The organism is Lysinibacillus sp. UGB7, from assembly GCF_049058285.1.
Classification (GTDB): domain Bacteria; phylum Bacillota; class Bacilli; order Bacillales_A; family Planococcaceae; genus Lysinibacillus; species Lysinibacillus sphaericus_B.
The window spans coordinates 1-17,285 of record NZ_JBMGUV010000058.1; the positions used below are offsets into that span (position 1 = coordinate 1).

The 17,285-nt window shown below is 37.5% G+C and carries 15 protein-coding genes, 1 pseudogene and 2 riboswitches; of the genes and pseudogenes, 15 read left to right on the top strand and 1 reads right to left on the bottom strand.

What is annotated here, in order from left to right; translation table 11 throughout:
- The first annotated feature begins 254 nt into the window (after positions 1-254).
- Both ACOMCU_RS27125 and ACOMCU_RS27130 read left to right on the top strand, forming a co-directional pair.
- Entirely contained in the window at positions 255-1,256 is a 1,002-nt protein-coding gene (locus tag ACOMCU_RS27125) for a VanW family protein (RefSeq protein ID WP_421052157.1), read from the top strand.
- Positions 1,257-1,534: 278 nt separating this feature from the next.
- Positions 1,535-2,359, top strand: a complete 825-nt coding sequence (locus ACOMCU_RS27130; RefSeq protein ID WP_010861132.1) for a methyl-accepting chemotaxis protein — start codon at positions 1,535-1,537, stop codon at positions 2,357-2,359.
- A gap of 89 nt (positions 2,360-2,448) precedes the next feature.
- Here the strand turns inward: ACOMCU_RS27130 and ACOMCU_RS27135 are convergent, their stop codons facing one another.
- Complete coding sequence (locus tag ACOMCU_RS27135; protein WP_421052158.1) at positions 2,449-3,066, bottom strand: HAD-IA family hydrolase; 618 nt, start codon at positions 3,064-3,066, stop codon at positions 2,449-2,451.
- Positions 3,067-3,618: 552 nt separating this feature from the next.
- On the opposite strand from ACOMCU_RS27135, the gene ACOMCU_RS27140 reads away from it, so the two are divergent.
- From ACOMCU_RS27140 to ACOMCU_RS27200, 13 genes and pseudogenes are all read left to right on the top strand, one after another.
- Entirely contained in the window at positions 3,619-3,771 is a 153-nt protein-coding gene (locus tag ACOMCU_RS27140) for a hypothetical protein (RefSeq protein WP_196228950.1), read from the top strand.
- 279 nt (positions 3,772-4,050) lie between these two features.
- Positions 4,051-5,688 (top strand): ABC-F family ATP-binding cassette domain-containing protein, encoded by a 1,638-nt coding sequence (locus ACOMCU_RS27145; RefSeq protein WP_010861134.1) that lies wholly within the window; start codon positions 4,051-4,053, stop codon positions 5,686-5,688.
- 90 nt (positions 5,689-5,778) lie between these two features.
- Positions 5,779-6,537: an SDR family NAD(P)-dependent oxidoreductase gene (locus ACOMCU_RS27150; protein ID WP_010861135.1), complete on the top strand. Its 759-nt coding sequence runs from the start codon at positions 5,779-5,781 to the stop codon at positions 6,535-6,537.
- Positions 6,538-6,816: 279 nt separating this feature from the next.
- Positions 6,817-6,942: riboswitch (FMN riboswitch) on the top strand.
- 145 nt (positions 6,943-7,087) lie between these two features.
- Positions 7,088-7,217, top strand: a riboswitch (FMN riboswitch).
- 127 nt (positions 7,218-7,344) lie between these two features.
- Positions 7,345-7,509, top strand: a complete 165-nt coding sequence (locus ACOMCU_RS27155; RefSeq protein ID WP_421052159.1) for a hypothetical protein — start codon at positions 7,345-7,347, stop codon at positions 7,507-7,509.
- 111 nt (positions 7,510-7,620) lie between these two features.
- Positions 7,621-8,259, top strand: coding sequence for a riboflavin synthase (gene ribE / locus ACOMCU_RS27160; protein ID WP_421052160.1), 639 nt, complete (start codon positions 7,621-7,623; stop codon positions 8,257-8,259).
- Between the two features lie 11 nt (positions 8,260-8,270).
- Positions 8,271-8,864, top strand: a pseudogene (gene ribB / locus ACOMCU_RS27165) (3,4-dihydroxy-2-butanone-4-phosphate synthase); the annotation flags it as partial.
- Positions 8,865-8,913: 49 nt separating this feature from the next.
- On the top strand, positions 8,914-9,393 hold the full coding sequence (gene ribE / locus ACOMCU_RS27170; RefSeq protein WP_010861138.1) for a 6,7-dimethyl-8-ribityllumazine synthase: 480 nt from the start codon (positions 8,914-8,916) through the stop codon (positions 9,391-9,393).
- A 152-nt stretch (positions 9,394-9,545) separates the two neighbouring features.
- Positions 9,546-10,988 carry a spore germination protein gene (locus ACOMCU_RS27175; protein WP_421052161.1) on the top strand — a complete coding sequence of 481 codons (1,443 nt, stop codon included), beginning with the start codon at positions 9,546-9,548 and terminating at the stop codon, positions 10,986-10,988.
- 187 nt (positions 10,989-11,175) lie between these two features.
- Complete coding sequence (locus tag ACOMCU_RS27180; protein WP_421052163.1) at positions 11,176-11,928, top strand: alpha/beta hydrolase; 753 nt, start codon at positions 11,176-11,178, stop codon at positions 11,926-11,928.
- A 697-nt stretch (positions 11,929-12,625) separates the two neighbouring features.
- A complete protein-coding gene (locus ACOMCU_RS27185) occupies positions 12,626-12,844 on the top strand; it encodes a DUF1540 domain-containing protein (RefSeq protein ID WP_010861418.1) in 219 nt (72 codons plus the stop codon).
- A 578-nt stretch (positions 12,845-13,422) separates the two neighbouring features.
- Positions 13,423-14,730 carry a sensor histidine kinase gene (locus ACOMCU_RS27190; RefSeq protein WP_421052164.1) on the top strand — a complete coding sequence of 436 codons (1,308 nt, stop codon included), beginning with the start codon at positions 13,423-13,425 and terminating at the stop codon, positions 14,728-14,730.
- A gap of 335 nt (positions 14,731-15,065) precedes the next feature.
- The gene (locus ACOMCU_RS27195) at positions 15,066-15,611 is read left to right on the top strand and encodes a histidine phosphatase family protein (protein ID WP_421052165.1); all 546 of its coding nucleotides are present in this window, start codon (positions 15,066-15,068) and stop codon (positions 15,609-15,611) included.
- A 44-nt stretch (positions 15,612-15,655) separates the two neighbouring features.
- Entirely contained in the window at positions 15,656-16,504 is an 849-nt protein-coding gene (locus ACOMCU_RS27200) for a GNAT family N-acetyltransferase (RefSeq protein WP_010861421.1), read from the top strand.
- Positions 16,505-17,285 lie beyond the last annotated feature (781 nt).

The following is a 17,285-nucleotide window of genomic DNA, read 5'->3' on the forward strand; positions in this document are numbered from 1 at the left end:
ATATTTTCTATATTTACATAGCAGGTTTCCCTGTGCATACAGCGTAAATTAATACAAGGCAAGTGCCAAGCGTCTCCATTGTAATAATAAATGGAACTCTTTTTACATAATTTTTTTGCTGAATTGCTCGTAATAGCCGAATAAAAATGACAATTATGGTAGACATAAATAAAAATGAATGAAAATAAACACACTACTATCTATACATGAATAAGATGTCTCTGAAGAAGGACCGAAGAGGTAGGTGTTAGAGTGTGAAAAGAAAGTGGTTCGCTACAATTTTCCTTATATGTGCTATTGCTTTAGTGGGCTGTCAGGGGAAATCGGAAAAAGACAAGGAATTGGAAAATCAAGTGAATGAATTAGAGCAACAAATCGAGGACTTGCAGCAGCCGGTTACTGCCGATCAAAAGGAGATACAAGACACGGCGCCTGTAGTCGTAAATATCGTGGACCCCAATACAATGGATATCGTACAAACCTTATCGCCAAAAGACTTAGGTTATGAAGAAGATGTCGCAACTTATAAAAAGAAAATTGAACAATTAGCGAAAGAGCTTGCAAGAGGTACTGAAACAGAAGCGGGCTATGATAAGCGAATGGTACTGGATCGAATTGATGAGCATGGTCAGATTATAAAAGGAAACCCACAGGTGCTTTTGAAAGAAAGTGAATTGGTGGAAAAAGTAATGGCAGCATCCGCAACAGGTGGGAATGTGGAAATGCCACTATATGTATCAGAGAGTGGTTATTATCTCGAAGATATTCCTTATTTAGAAGAAGTTGTTGTGGCATCTTATACAACATATTTCAATACCTCGGACATAGGTAGGAACAAGAATATTGAACTTTCGGCAGAGGCTATCAATAATGTCATTGTCGGCAGTGGGGATTACTTCTCTTTTAACACGGTGGTTGGTCCAAGAGATGAAGCAAATGGCTATCAACCTGCACCTGAAATCATCAATAAGAAAGTTGTTATGGGGATTGGTGGTGGGATTTGCCAAACGTCCTCAACTCTTTTCAATGCCATTGACCAAGTGCCAGTAAAATTTGTAGAACGACATCATCATTCATTAGATATAGGGTATGTACCAAAAGGAAGAGATGCCACTGTGTCATATGGTGGTTTAGATTTCAGGTTTCAAAACACTAGTGATGTGCCGTTCTTAATCACAACTGTCTACGGGAAAGATTTTCTTACAGTAGAAGTTAGAACTTCACAAAAATATGAAGAAATTTTGAAAAATCAATAATTGTTTTTTGAAGACACTTCTATCACTGGTGTCTTTTTTGTTTTACCATGCTATAGTTAAATTGAGGTATTTCAGTATAATATAGGTTCGTTTCCTTAGGTGGTAGAATTACAGAAACTTTCAGGATATTTGAGGTTGAAAAGCAGTATTCCATCTACTTTCACGGGCAATTGCATTCATGACACGGGTATAGTTTTGTGCTGGGCTGATGAACGAGGAACCGCCATACAAATACTTTAATCATTTAAATAAAACAATTGGATTGAGAGGGATAACGCATGCATTCAAAATTACAGGCAGCAATCGACGCTATTGATTTGTACCAAGCGACATATCCAGAAGATGCTTGTGTTATTGTGGCAGATAAAGAGAAAGTTCTTGCATACAAGCCGGGTAAACAAGTGGACTTGAAGATAAACATCGGTGATTCGCTAAAAAAATATCGTGGAACAACGACAGAAAAGGCGCTTTCTGTTGGGAAATTTATGAGAGAAGAGCGAGGGCCTGAAGGATTTGGCTTAGCGTATATTTCCATTGCACAACCCATTTTTGAAGCCGGAAAAGTAATTGGTGTTGTCAGTGCAGTTATGTCCAACGAAAAAATGGATAACATGCGTTTATTAGCAACCGAATTATCAAGTTCTGTTGAAGAAATGACTGCCACAAATGAAGAATTAGCATCAGCGAGTGTAGACGTCTCTAAACAATTGGCTGAACTGTCTAAGTTTTCTGAGTCGATGACGGGCGATATCCAACAAATAAATACCATCGTCGATTTAGTAAAAGACTTGGCCATGAAATCAAAAATTCTCGGCTTAAATGCATCCATTGAGGCTGCTCGTTCGGGTGAGCATGGACGCGGCTTTGCTGTGGTTGCCTCAGAAATTCAAAAAATGTCTCAAAGTAGTACAGAAAGTGCAGATAGTATCACAATTCAGCTTGGCAGCATAAAACAATCCATTGATAAGGTCAATGAATCGGCAAATCAGATTGCTGCTTTCACACAGCAATTTTCTGGCAGCATGCACGAATTAAATGCCGCTTATTCGGTCATCAACACGACTGCTGAAAAGCTAAAGCATATTAGTGAGGTTCAGAATTAAAAAGAGAATTCTTATACAAGGATAATAGAGAATTAGGGCTGTTCACTATTATCCTTTTTTACGCTATTTAGTTGAAACGAATAGTGCCTTTACACTATATCTAAAATTTCATCTGGAGAAAATACCTTATAATCTGGATTCTCGGATTGAACTACTTCAATTGAATCATACCCCCAACCAACCCAAATTATTTGGATGCCTACTTTTTTACAGGCAACAATATCACGATGCTCGTCACCAATATATAACACATCGGATGTCTGTAAATTCGACTCCTTTAAGTATTTTTTTATCACTTTATCTTTTCCAAATATACGACTTGAGCACAGTACTTGTGAAACATTCTCGATGCCGTTCATCTTTAAAAATGCTAAAATGTTGTCTTTAGAGTTGGAGGATATAATAGCAATTGTATAGCCTTGTTCTTCAATTTCCTTTAGCACATTCTTCATGCCATCAATAAGAATTACATCTTGTAATGACTGGCGATAGTACCGATAAAATTGAGGGAGGATGGTTGGCAATTTATACAGAGGGAAGTTAAATAATTTGCTTCGCTCCGCTATAGACAATTTCTTCAGTGAATCCAATTCTTCCAACCGAATTTCTCTATATTGATATTTTCGGGCGATGATGTTCCATGCAGAGGCGAATACAGCTGTAGAATCTGCTAGCGTACCATCAAAATCAAATATTATGTGTTTCATTTGTAATTTTTCTCCTTTGTGATTTAGTTGTAGAGACGTTTTTTATCTGGATATGTTACGCATCACTTTAAATATATTGTTAATCCCTCGTCTAGAATTACATGCTTGCTTTTATGATGCAAGCTTTCTTATTTATATGCTCAACAATTTATTTCGTAAAGGTGTATCCCTATCACAATTAAAGTGCGATGTTCTTGTGACATTTCTACAGACAAATCGCTTGAATCATGTCATATTGCTTAGTAGGGTACCAATGGGAATCATAGTAACTGGTCCGGAAAAACCTACTCGCTTTCCACAGGCTAGCTGGACCGTTTTTCTATAGGAGTCTTGCAGTTATTTTTTCTCGATAAGGATTCAAACGGAGTTGTGCGATGATGTCGAAAAACTTTCAGAAAGAATCGTGAACAGTCTACCCTAGCTTTGTGGCACGTTTGCTATTGCCATCCTGTTAACTTATTGAAAGAGACAAATGATAGTTGATAGTTTGTTTTTTTAAAAGGTATATGTTAGATTAGTAAATACTAATAAGTTCGAAAGGAGGCAAAAGTAATGGAAACTGTATTCGGAAATGGTCTGATGGAAAAAGAAGTAAAATTATGCCTGTATTCTGTGGATTTGCTTGCAAAGGGAGAAGTGCGCCCTTTTTTAAGCAAATTTCATATCGAAAACAGTTACCGGAAACATTTGCCTTCTTATAATTAATCATTTGTAGCATAAATGTATTTGAATTCATATTTACGCAATGAGGCGCCGGTTCTGTACGGAGCCTTTTTGCGTTCTTTTGTAAAGTTTACTGACAATACTTTATATATGTTGAACTGAAATTATTCGCAATTTGAAGGCGCCGTTATTCATTCGGCGTCTTTTTTGTGTGTTGTAAAGGAGAGAAAAAGACATGTGTAACCTTATATGTCCTTTTATTTCTTGAGCTTAGGGCTTGAAGAAAACAATGGACAAAATTTATAAGGAAGTGTGATGGAGATGTTACTGCAATTAAATGGCATTAGTAAAAGTTATTTGGGGGATACAGTATTTTCAAATATTTCATTGAAAATTGAACCAGGGGAAAGAATCGGTCTTATTGGAGTAAATGGTGCCGGAAAATCAACCTTACTAAAGATTATTGCTGGAGATATTCCTTATGAAAACGGGGAATTCAGTATTGGAAAAGCTATAAAAATTGGTTATTTGCGGCAAAATAGCGGGCTTCAAATGGACAATACAATTTGGTGTGAAATGTTAAGTGTCTTTGCTGAGCTTCGCAAGATTGAAAAAGAGCTACGGGCATTAGAGAGGAGGATGAGCGACCCTTCTTTAATGGATGATACCGAACAATTTGAAAAAACGATGAATCAGTACGCAACAAAATCTGATTGGTTTATCGAACAAGGAGGCTATGAAATAGAAGCGAAAATCAGGAGTATTTTAAACGGAATGGGATTCGATAATATATCCGTAAATACCCCAATCCATAAGTTAAGTGGAGGTCAGAAAACAAGACTGGCACTGGCCAAAATACTGCTTGAACAACCGGATTTGCTGCTGCTTGATGAGCCGACAAATCATTTGGATTTTACTACTTTAACTTGGTTAGAGGGCTACTTACGAGCATATCCAGGTGCTATTCTTGTCGTTTCACATGATCGAACCTTTTTAGATTCCCTTGTTAATGTAATTTACGAAATTGAACGAACAGAAGCGAGAAGATACAGCGGTAATTATTCGCAATATGTGGAGAGTAAAGCAAAAAATCGACAAATTCACGAAAAAAAGTATGCCCTACAGCAACAACAAATTGGCAAGATGGAGGACTATATCCAACGTAATATTACAATGGCGACGTCTGCTAAAAGTGCAAAAAATAAGCGTAAGCAGCTTGAGAGAATGGAGCGACTGGAAAAGCCGTTCAAAGACTTAAAACATGCACAGATGTCATTCCAATTAGAAAAAACATCTCATAAAGATGTCTTACAGGTTCGAGATTTGCGCATTTCCTTTGTGGTCGATAATGAGCAAAAATCTTTAGTGAAAAATATTAATTTTCAGCTGCAACGAGGTGACAAGGTAGCATTGATAGGTCCGAATGGTGTTGGTAAGTCCACACTATTGAAGACATTGCTCAATGGAAAGCCAGAAAGTGGTGTCATCGATTGGGGGAAGGGCGTGACGATTGGTTACTATGACCAGGAACAATCGACTCTACATCCAGATAATACGGTATTAAATGAGGTTTGGAGTATGTTTCCCCATATCGAAGAGGCCAGTATTCGTACAGTATTGGGGAATTTTTTGTTCACGAGTGAAGATGTCTTTAAAAAAATAGCGTCGCTGAGCGGTGGTGAAAAGGCACGCGTTGCATTAGCAAAGTTGATGTTACTAAAAGCAAATGTCCTCATTATGGACGAGCCAACAAATCATTTAGATGTATTCAGTAAAGAGGTTTTAGAACAAGCACTATTAAATTACGAGGGCACACTATTTTTTATTTCACATGATCGTTATTTTCTTAATAAGTTAGCAGACAAACTGTTGGAACTCTCTCCAACAGGGGTGATTGCATGTAACAGTAATTACGATAATTATGTTAATCACAAGATGTCTTTATTGAAGAAGAGCTAAAAAATGATGAACATGGCAAGGGGACCTCCAATCAACAATAGTCGTCATTCAATAATAGATTCAAAAACAAGAGGAAAAGAGGAATATAATATGTCTAATAACAATCAAATTGCGGTAGTTACAGGAGCAGGTAGTGGAATTGGCAGAGCTACAAGTATTAAATTTGCTGAAAATGGCTATAAAGTGGTGTTGGTTGATTTTAACGAATTAACGGGATTAGAAACGCTTGAGCTGATTCGACATAACGGTGGGGAAGGTCTGTTTGTCAAAGCAGATGTGTCAAAAGTAGAAGATGTTCAAAATTATGTAAAGCAAGCCGTTGACACCTACGGACGCATTGATGTACTTTTCAATAACGCAGGCATTATCCAAAAGTTTGCACCATTCACGACTGTTGAAATAGAAGAGTATGATCGTCTTATGGATATCAATGTGAAGGGTATTTTCCTTGGCATGAAATATGTCATTCCTGTAATGGAAAAGCAAGGCAAAGGATCGATTATTAATACGGCCTCATCAGCTGGTACTCGTCCGGAACATAGTATCGCAGTTTATTCTGCAAGTAAACACGCTGTAATTGGTTTAACTAAAGGGGCAGCGATTGAATATGCCAATAAAGGCATTCGAATTAATGCTGTGTGCCCAGGTGGAATTGTTACACCACTATTCAAAAGTGTTGGTGAAACACTTGAAAAAACAGGCTACGTCCCAGAAGAAATGTCGCGTGTGCGCATGGGGCGCCATGGTGAACCAGAAGAAGTAGCAGAGGTTGTAATTTTCCTAGCTTCTGATAAATCAAGTTTCATGGCAGGCGCCATTGTAGCAGTAGATGGTAGTTTAACTGTGTAAAAATGTTTGCTTTTCTTGCCATTGAACTCGACAAAGTCCTATACAACTAAGTCGCGAAGCGTTGAATTTTTTGCTAGACAGTTACGTCTTTGGTTAAATGATTTCACTTTACCAAAAAGATGTAACTGTCTTTTCAATATGATTTGGCGTTTTTTTTGCGTGAAAGGACAGCGATAAGTCAGGCGACACGCACATCTAATATCGTTGATGTCTAAAAATTTTTGTAGAAATGTAGATAATATAATTAAATAGTGTTATCGTAAGAACTAGCTAAATAAAAATATCCTTCGGGGTCGGGTGAAATTCCCAATCGGCGGTGATGAAGCAATTCAAAGTCCGTGAGCGCAAGCTGATTTGGTGCAAATCCAAAACCGACAGTTATAGTCTGGATGGGAGAAGGGTAAAAGTGTAAGCTTTTTAAATTCATACGAATTTATAAGGTCTATTTGTGTACGCTTTTATAAATCCACTTCCCATCGTTTTTGTTGGGGAGTTTTTTTGTGTCTCCTAACTGAAATTATGCTTATTTGGCTGAAATTGAATAGCGTGAAATGTTCTTCGGGGTCGGGTGAAATTCCCAATCGGCGGTGATGAATGAAGTAATTCAAAGTCCGTGAGCGCAAGCTGATTTGGTGCAAATCCAAAACCGACAGTTATAGTCTGGATGGGAGAAGAACAATGAGATGGCAGCCTATTGAAAATTATGATATCTAATAGGTTTATTTGTTGACGTCTTATAGGATAAAATCTCCCAAACCCCTTAAATGTAAGGGGTTTTTGTTTATTTATAAAGCTGACAGAGGAGGGATGGATAGAATTGCTGAAGTGACGGATAGAACCGGCGAAGTGACGGATAGAATTGCTGAAGTGACGGATAGAACCGGCGAAGTGACGGATAGAACTGCTGAAGTGGCGGATAGAATTGCTGAAGTGACGGATAGAATTGCTGAAGTGACGGATAGAATCGCTTAGCTGAAATGACGGATAGAACCGGGCGAAATGACGGATAGAACCGCTGAAGTGACGGATAAAACCAAAAAAACGACGGATAAAACGATTTAACGATAGAAAGTGGGTGACAAAATGTTTACAGGGATTATAGAGGATGTTGGTGTAGTTAAAACCTTGCAAAACAATCGGCAAAGTATGAAAATCACGGTTATTTCGCCAAAGATGGTAGGCGACGTGAAACTTGGTGATAGTATCGCGGTCAATGGTGTTTGTTTGACGGTAACGTCTTTTAATGAGCAGGAGATGACAATGGACGTGATGCCTGAAACGGTGAAAGCTACAAATTTACGGCAGCTTGCAGTGGGGGATCCAGTAAATTTAGAGCGAGCCATGCCTGCAGATGGACGCTTTGGGGGTCATTTTGTGTCAGGGCATGTTGATGGTGTGGGGAAAATTTTACGCAAGCGACCGATGGCAAATGCTGTCTACATTGATATTGAACTCTCAGAGGAACTGACGAGCTACTGTATTCCAAAAGGCTCGATTACAATCGACGGTACGAGTTTAACGCTCTTTCATGTTGAACGGAACAGCGTCACCGTATCACTGATTCCTCATACTTACAGCGAAACGATTTTTGGCACGAAAAATGTCGGTGCACTCGTCAATATTGAGACCGATTTGCTTGGTAAATACATTATGCATCAGCTACAGCGTGGTCAGGCAACATCTGCTATCACGCGAGGGTATTTAGCGAAACATGGATTTTAGGAGGCGGTCAATTGTTACATTCAATTGAAGAAGCATTAGAAGATTTAAAACAAGGCAAAATGATTGTCGTGGTAGATGATGAGGATCGTGAAAATGAAGGGGATCTACTGGCACTTGCGGAATTTACGACACCTGAAACCATTAACTTTATGGCCACATATGGCAGAGGGCTGATTTGTACGCCAGTTTCACAGCAACTCGCACAAAAAATAGCATTACCTCCAATGGTAGTAAACAATACTGATAATCACCAAACAGCTTTCACTGTAAGTATTGACTACAAGGATACAACAACTGGCATCAGTGCCTATGAACGGGCAATGACGATTCAAAAAATGCTAGAGCCACAAGTGCATGCCAATGATTTTCGTAGACCGGGGCATGTATTCCCACTGATTGCCAAAGAAAATGGCGTCTTAGAACGCAGAGGACATACAGAAGCCACAATCGACTTAGCCAGACTATGTAACAGTGTTCAGGCAGGCGTTATCTGTGAAATCATGGGGGATAGTGGTGAAATGCTACGTTTTAACGACCTAGTTCAATATGCAAAAAAACATCATTTGAAAATGATATCGATTGAGGCATTAGCTGCCTTCCGTAAGCAAACAAGTGTTGAAAACAAAATAACAAATTAGAAGAGGAGCATGAATGATGGGAAAAACTTTTGAAGCACAATTAATTGGATCTGACTTAAAAATCGCTGTAGTAGTAGGGCGATTCAATGAATTTATTACAAGCAAATTATTAGACGGTGCATTAGATGGGTTAAAACGTCATGGTGTAAGTGAGGATTTGATTGATGTTGCATGGGTACCAGGTGCATTTGAAGTACCATTTATCGCCAAACAACTAGCTGACACCAAGAACTATGACGCAATCATTGGCTTAGGAACAGTGATTCGCGGTTCAACAACACATTATGACTATGTGTGCAATGAATCTGCAAAAGGGATTGCAAGTGTATCACTTTCCACAAACGTTCCGGTTATTTTCGGTATTGTGACTACTGAAAATATCGAGCAAGCGATTGAACGTGCTGGTACTAAATCAGGTAACAAAGGTTACGATGCAGCAATGTCCGCGATTGAAATGGCGAATTTGAAGAAAATGATAGGGTCAGCCCAAGCGTAAATAGCCTATACAACTGAAATCCCTCTTTAATGTTGCGCTTTATTGAATATTATTAAATATCATGGGAAAAATATCTTAAAGTGTATTGCGTTCATTTCTTCTAAAAAATGCACAAACTTTGATACTGGCTAAGCGGGAGATGACGAACATCAATGGAACAGGAAATAACTATAAAAACGTTGCAAGAACTGTTTCAACGTTCTGCTGATGTACTATTCGAACAATATAACTTTAATCAACATATTGTACATTTTATCACATGCGATTCGATGTTCGATCAGCGATTGCTGAATAATGTCATAGTGCAAAGAGTCCAGTCGCTGTTCGAAGATGTAGCATCAGAAATGTTAGAAGACAACATCCTAAAAGATTTACACATTCCTAACCTTCAAAAAGTAAAGACGAAAGAGGATGCCATTACACTTGTCTATACGGGACATGTTTTACTCTACTTTGAAAAAGAAAACTTGCTGTTCTCAAGTAATATTGCCAAAAAACCCAATCGAGAACCTGAAGAAACAAAGATGGAATTAGTGGTTAAAGGTCCACGAGATGATTTTATTGAAGATGTTTTTACTAATGTGGCCTTAATACGAAAACGAATACCTACCAATTCACTGAGCGTGGAGACGATGGAAATCGGCAAACGTTCTAAAACAACAGTAGCCGTTTTATATTTTGAAGATGTAGCAAATAAAAAAATTCTATCACAAATAAAAAAGCAATTAAATCAAGTTGATATAGACGTCGTGTTTAGTGGGGATTTGTTGATGGAGCGGCTTGAAAAAAATGATAAAATCCTCCCAAGACATGATTACACGGGTCGTCCTGATTTTGCAGTGCAAGCATTAACGAGAGGACGAATTATCATACTTGTTGACGGTGTATCGTATGCCATTATTACCCCTGCCAATATGTTGTTACTTTTTAAATCGGGTGAAGATAATGATTATCCACTCATAGTGAGCTCTTTGGAACGATTGCTACGAATAGTAGGCATTTTAATCAGTATGCTGATGCCAGGTTTTTGGCTTGCACTTTCGACATTTCATCAAGAACAAATACCTGTGCTCCTATTAGCAACAATAGTACAATCGAGAACCGGACTACCATTTCCAACCGTTTTAGAGATACTGCTGATGTTATTTATGTTTGAATTATTTCGTGAAGCAAACCTTCGACTTCCGTCTGTTATCAGTGGAATAATGAGTGTTGTGGGGGGATTAATCATTGGAGATGCAGCCATTAAAGCAGGAATCACTAGCCCTTCTATGATTGTTGTTATTGCGATTTCAAGTATTGCAGCCTTTACACTAGTCAATCAATCCTTTGTAACGGCAATGAGTATTTTTCGATTAATTTTTGTTTTAGCCTCTGCTTTTCTAGGTTTATTTGGTTTCTTTATGGTGCTGTTCTTTATTATTCTTTATGCCGCAAATATGCGCGTATTGGGTGTACCGTACTTAAACGTTGCAGCAGAGCTAGATTGGGCAGATATCAAAAAATCTTTAGTGCGTGTATCCCAAAAAGGATATAGTAAACGTCCTAAATTTTTAAAACCACAAGATAGGACACGTGAACCGAGCAAGAGCTAAATCATTTTTATCCTTTTATGACCAGGTTCGAGTGCCTGGTCTTTCACTTTGTTAACCAACAAGTTTCGAACTTAAATAAATCTAGTTGTATAATGAATCGGTATATGGAAATGTTCCTGCTAAGATGGCAGCAGTTCAGCCATTTATCCTGAAAAAGCTTGGAAAGTACATAACAACAAGGATTTAAATGAAGAAAGGTTTTGATTTTGTGATAAAAATTGTCCCTGCAAAAGAAATATATTTAAAAGGAAATCATCATGCTGTATTACTTTTGCATTCCTTTACAAGTCATACGCGAGATATGAAGAAGGTTGCAACTGATCTACATCAACAAGGATTTACTTGCTACGCACCATTATATCGTGGTCATGGGCATAATCCAGAACCGTTGATTCAATACAGGGTGAATGATTGGTGGGAAGACGTTGTGACAGCCTACCGATTTTTATTGGAAGAAGGATTTCAGACGATTTCAGTCGTAGGTTTATCGATTGGTGGAATTTTCGCCTTAAAACTTGCAGAGTTAGAAAATATAGAGCGCGTGATTGTGTTATCAGTTCCAGTTGATCGGCAACCAGAACGACTGAAAGAAAGACTGATTAAGTATGCCTATAATTACAAGAAATTGGAGGGGAAGTCTTTTTCTCAAATCTCACAAGAACTTGAAGTGTTCTATCAAATGTCATTAGAAGCATTCAATGAATTTCAGCAGTTTATTAAAACAACCATTCAAAACCTTCATAAAATAACCATTCCAATTGCCATTTTCTATGGCGAATTAGATGATGAGCTGTATATGACAAGCGCTCATACTATTTTTAAAAATGTCAATTCGCAAGTAAAACGGCTAAAAGGCTTTACACAATCGAAGCATTTAATGACTTTGGGAAGAGATCAACAAGAAATTGATAATGATATTTTAGATTTTTTAACTATTTGAATCAATTTCATCATTCACGTTCATATCAATAAGGCGACTATTTTTAAAGAAGATAAAGTAATTGTTCTTATCACGGCTATAGGCGGACGCTTTGCGCGAGCAAGCACCGAGCCACTTCGGGCCAACAAATGTTTTATGTGCGAAAGCAAAGCGTCAGCAACAGGTGTTTTTATGTGCGAAAGCGAAGCGTCAGCAACAAATGTTTTATGTGCGAAAGCAAAGCGTCAGCAACAGGTGTTTTTATGTGCGAAAGCGAAGCGTCAGCAACAGGTGTTTTTATGTGCGAAAGCGAAGCGTCAGCAACAAGTGTTTTATGTGCGAAAGCGAAGCGTCAGCAACAGGATGTTGGTCACGAAGGCGTTGTCACAGGACGTGACGCTTTTAGCCTTTGTTCCCATAAAAGCTCAGCCAGGGTCTCGGTTCGCTTGCTTTTCCCGCTGGCATCACCTTACGCTCCTACCAAAAATGTTCGTGTTTCTTTATAGAAAAACTATTTTTGAAATGAATTCATTTAAGATGAATTTGTGTGTGTGGACTACATTTTGTTTGAGGTGTGTGATTGGACAATTTTAACTTACAATCACGCTAGTAAAAAATGTTGAAATGGATAACCTACATAATGAAGAGTATGGGATGAGGTAAGGAAAGGCCTTATCTGTATTTTTCATGACCTATTTCATGAAAGAGGTGGAGAGCTATGCCAAATGTATCAGTGAACTGTACTGTGTCAAATTGTGTTTTCCATGCTAAGGGAAATATTTGCGGAGCTGAGGCAATCGAAATCGATATGGATTACCGGTTAGACAGCAAACATAACACAGAGTTTGCTTCTGATTTTGATTTACAGTTCCTATCTGAAGAAGCAAATCAATCGTCAGATACGTGCTGTAAAACATTCCGAACAAAAGGGAAATAGGTTTAGATTATTTTGGTCCATTTACCTTAAATTCAATGATTTGGTCAGTTAGAAAGGAGCTCTAAACGGCTCCTTTCAACATTTTTTGTAAAAATCCGCTGCTCTTTCCACGGGCGAGGCACGAGTCGCATGGTCGCTAACGCTTCCTAGATCTCGTGCTTTTCCTTTTAAATGCTACAATGGCAGCACATATTTTTGGCTGCTTGGTTACAAATGCAATTTACCTGTATGTATATCAAAAAATCTAATAAATAGTGATATATTAACAATAATTGAACTTTATGTATGGGAGAATGGTATGATGGAGATGATACTATTCTCTTTTCAGTATGGATTTCTATGTCTTGAGAATGAATAAATGTCAATCTGATAACAAATTGATTTTGTCACTAGATTAAAGTAGGATATAGAGGTGTGTGTCTTTAGTAAAAAGGATGAATTATTTAAGTTAACCTTGAATATATTATAGTATAATATTATTACGGAGGAGATATTTATAGTTCTTATTTTATTCATATGTGAAAGCTCCATTTTAAGAAATAGTTAGTAAATCAATAGATGAGGAAGTACCAGTTTGCATGAAAAGTCGTAAAATAAAACTAATTATAATGTTATCATCAGTCTTATTATTATTGTTTACAAGTTTAAATGTCTTGACCTCTTATGTGAAGTTGAAAAAGACGGTTGAAGAGTCCATCGCAAACCAAAGTCTTGAAGCAGCAATCTCCATTGCAGCATCGATTGATATAGATGCATATAAGCGATTTTTGAATGACCCTGTGAAGAACGAACATTATTGGGAAATAAGAAACAGTTTAAATGATGCAAGAGAAATGCTAGGGGCTTTATTAGTTTATACATTGGAAATTGATAATCCAAAAGTATCAACGGCTATGGTAGTTGGACTACCTCAGGAACGAACATACGGTTTTGACATAGGCGAGGTTTGCACAGTACCTGAAAAACAAGTCAGACAAGCTTATGAGGGACATACATATGTAACAGGTGTCATTAAGGATTCTGAGTATGGTGCTTATCTTTCTGTTGGGGCGCCAATCATCGATGATGAAGGTAAAACCATTGCCTACTTGGGTATTGATATTAGTGCTGATACACTCGATGGCATCAAAGGTAAAATCCTGAAAGATAATCTCTTTAACTTTATTTTTAATGGTGTATTTATCTTGGTGGTGATTGCTTCCTTTTATTTATTACAGAAATGGTATCAAAAAGAAGTGACAAAAGAAGTAGAGGTAACAGAGGATACTTACCAAACAGAGATCAAAACATTAATCACCTCTGTGTCCTCTTTGAGACATGATTTCACCAATCATATTCAAGTTATACATGGATTTCTGCAATTAGGAAAACCCGATCAGGCGCAACAATATCTATCCTCTTTATCTAAAGAAGTGCAGGCCATAAAGACTCTAAAATTGGATATAGATCACCCTGGTCTGTCTATCTTGTTGCAAACGAAAAAGCTAGCTGCACAAAATCATAATATTGATATGGATTTTACGGTTTCTCAGGATGCATTCAATAAAATAAAAACAACAGATTTAATCAAAATATTATCGAATTTAATTGATAATGCGATTGATGCAACAATAGAATTGCCAGAAGGTCAACGTAAAATAACAATTTGTTGTATGGCAGATGATGCGCAGTATGTATTTAGGGTTAATAATACAGGACCGACAATCAGCCAGTGTGAGCAGATATTTAAACAAGGGTATTCGACGAAAAAAATAGAGCAAGGAAAAATAAGAGGGCAAGGTTTATTTATTGTGAAAGAAACCGTCAATAAATATAATGGGGAAATTTCTATTGAATCGACAAAAGAATTTGAGACGACTGCCCTAGTGAAAATCCCTTTAAAGTAAATTAACAACAAGGGGCTGATTAAAAGTCCTTCAAACAATAACGCCTGACTGCCTACATAGTGAAAAATAGCATAACAGGAGTTCTCTAAGCATTATTTTTACTATTGGAACAGCTCCTTCAGCGTGCTGTTTGGAGCGTAGGGCGGCGATTCCAGTGGAAATCAACCGTCTTATCCATCTATATTTATTGTAAAAGAAAGCTTCCTACGACATTTTGTAGGAAGCTTTTTTGTGTTAGGTAAGATGAATGAATTTATTGGTGCTAAAAATCATGTTATAGGCAATAAAGTTCATACATTATCAGTAATATTAATGGTAATATTGGGGAGGAGAAGGTGGATTTGGAAAAGACATTGCTCGGGTTACTGAGAGAGGGCGGATTTATTTTATACGCCAGACATGCCGAAGCGACAGTGGGGAATGATCAGCCGTATTTTAATTTTGAAAACTGTTATACGCAAAGAAATTTGTCTGAGCTTGGTCGAAGAGAAGCTATTTATTATGGACAAATGCTACGCTACTTACAAGTTCCTATCAGCCCGCCTATTGTCACAAGTCCTTTTTGTAGAACCATCGAAACGGCACAGTTAGCATTTCCCAACGTCAATGTTCAGACCGATCCTTTTTGGTATGACATCTATAAGTTAGGTGGAAATATTTCAACCGCTGAACAACAGAGAATTTTAACTAATCTTCGGTCAGTGTTGGAAATGAAACCACCTCAAGGGACGAACAAAGTGATTATTGCACATAGCTTTCCAAAAGGCATAGGTTTAGGAAAAGTCTCAAACTTAGGCACTGTGTTTGTAAAGCCTCGAGGACAAGGGCATGGTTATGAAATCGTGAAACAAATGTCGTTAGCGGAATTAGCCGACTTATGAAACAGTGAGTTAACATAAAAATAGCAGTAGAAATGAGGGGCGAGATGGAAATAAAAACAGTATCACAGTGTACATTAGAGGAAGTTATACAAGCCTGGAATAAAGGTTTTGAAGAATACTTTGTGGAAATTGAAATGGACGAAGCGAAGTTTTTAAATCGTCTCGAAGGGGAGGGGCTTTCTCCAGAACTATCCATTGTTGCATTTGATGGACATGAGCCTATCGGTATTGTCATGAATGGGATTAGACATTTAAATGGAAGGAAAATAGCATGGAATGGTGGAACAGGTGTCTCACCAGCCTATCGTGGGAAGGGCGTTTCACGTACTTTAATGGACAAAACCTTAGCAATCTACGCAAGAGAAAACGTCGACATCGCTACGCTTGAGTCGATAAAAGAAAATAATAGAGCCATTGCTCTCTATGAAAAGTACGGCTATGACATAACAAATCATCTGCTGTTTTTAAGTGGCGTGTTTGAGGCAAAGGTAAAAGAGCCTTTACAAATGCGGGTAGAAGCGATTCGCCCAGAGCAACTTTCAAGTTTTTCATTTTATAAGGAAGATGTGCCTTGGCAATGTAGTTGGCATAGTAACAAACAAGGTGAGGCAAAGGTATTTTATAACCTGGAAAATGAAGCGATGGGTTATATACTTTATAGAGCACAATGGGGCGAAGATGGTCAACTAGAGCGTATAATATTGTATCAGCTAGAGGTGCTTGAGAAAGGTAGTGTGGAATGTATTCCATACTTCATAGCCTGCATAGCAAATCGGAAAGTAACAATAGCAACAGTTAATTTCCTAGCTAGTAATCCAGCTACTAACTATTTGCTTGAAAACGGGCTAGCAGTGATGACAGAGCAAGTGCAAATGAAGAAAATATTGGACTGATAGCACGTGTCGTAGTTTATAGCTAAAAAAACAAATCCTGTTTTTTAGCAACTGATGGATACAGTGAATGTCCACACGAAATAATTAGCGACTATCATTTGAAAGAGGTGAATTTCACCTCTTTTTTTATTTGATAATATAAAATATTCTAATAATTTTAAAAATTATATGGTAATATGTTACGGTGAATTGTTTTAAAAATATTGATGGATTGGGGAAGAACACTGGAAAGGCATTCAATAGCAATGAATAGGGAGGGTATGTTAATGGAGCGGGTGTAAGCAGTTCATTTGGAGTGAAGAGGGCGGTGACTACGATGAACAAACAAAGAAACCGTAAAGATTAAATGAAATAACTTATCTTGATGGATAATCAACAAACAATTTAAATAAAGGGGGCAGGCTAATGATATGAAAAAAATCAATTGATTTGAATGTTTGCAGTTTATATTGAAGAAAAAGATACTGTTTGTCTTTTATACATAATTCATTAAGCGCTGCATCATATTACAAGAAACGACAAACGTTAGTTAGAGGAATGTTGAAAAATACAGGAATGTGCTAGGTCTTGTAGAAGGAATGCTCTCTTATCCCCTACATCTAAATAGCTTATAACTATCGTATAGATAGTAGATATTTTAATCTATAATTAAATGTGATATACTGCAATAAGGTTATAATTGATACAGAAAAGTTGTGCTCCTAAGTCGCATCTTGTCTTATTGTGACACTCAATTAGGAGCGTCTACATCCTTTCTGCAAATCTTAATATATAAGGAAGA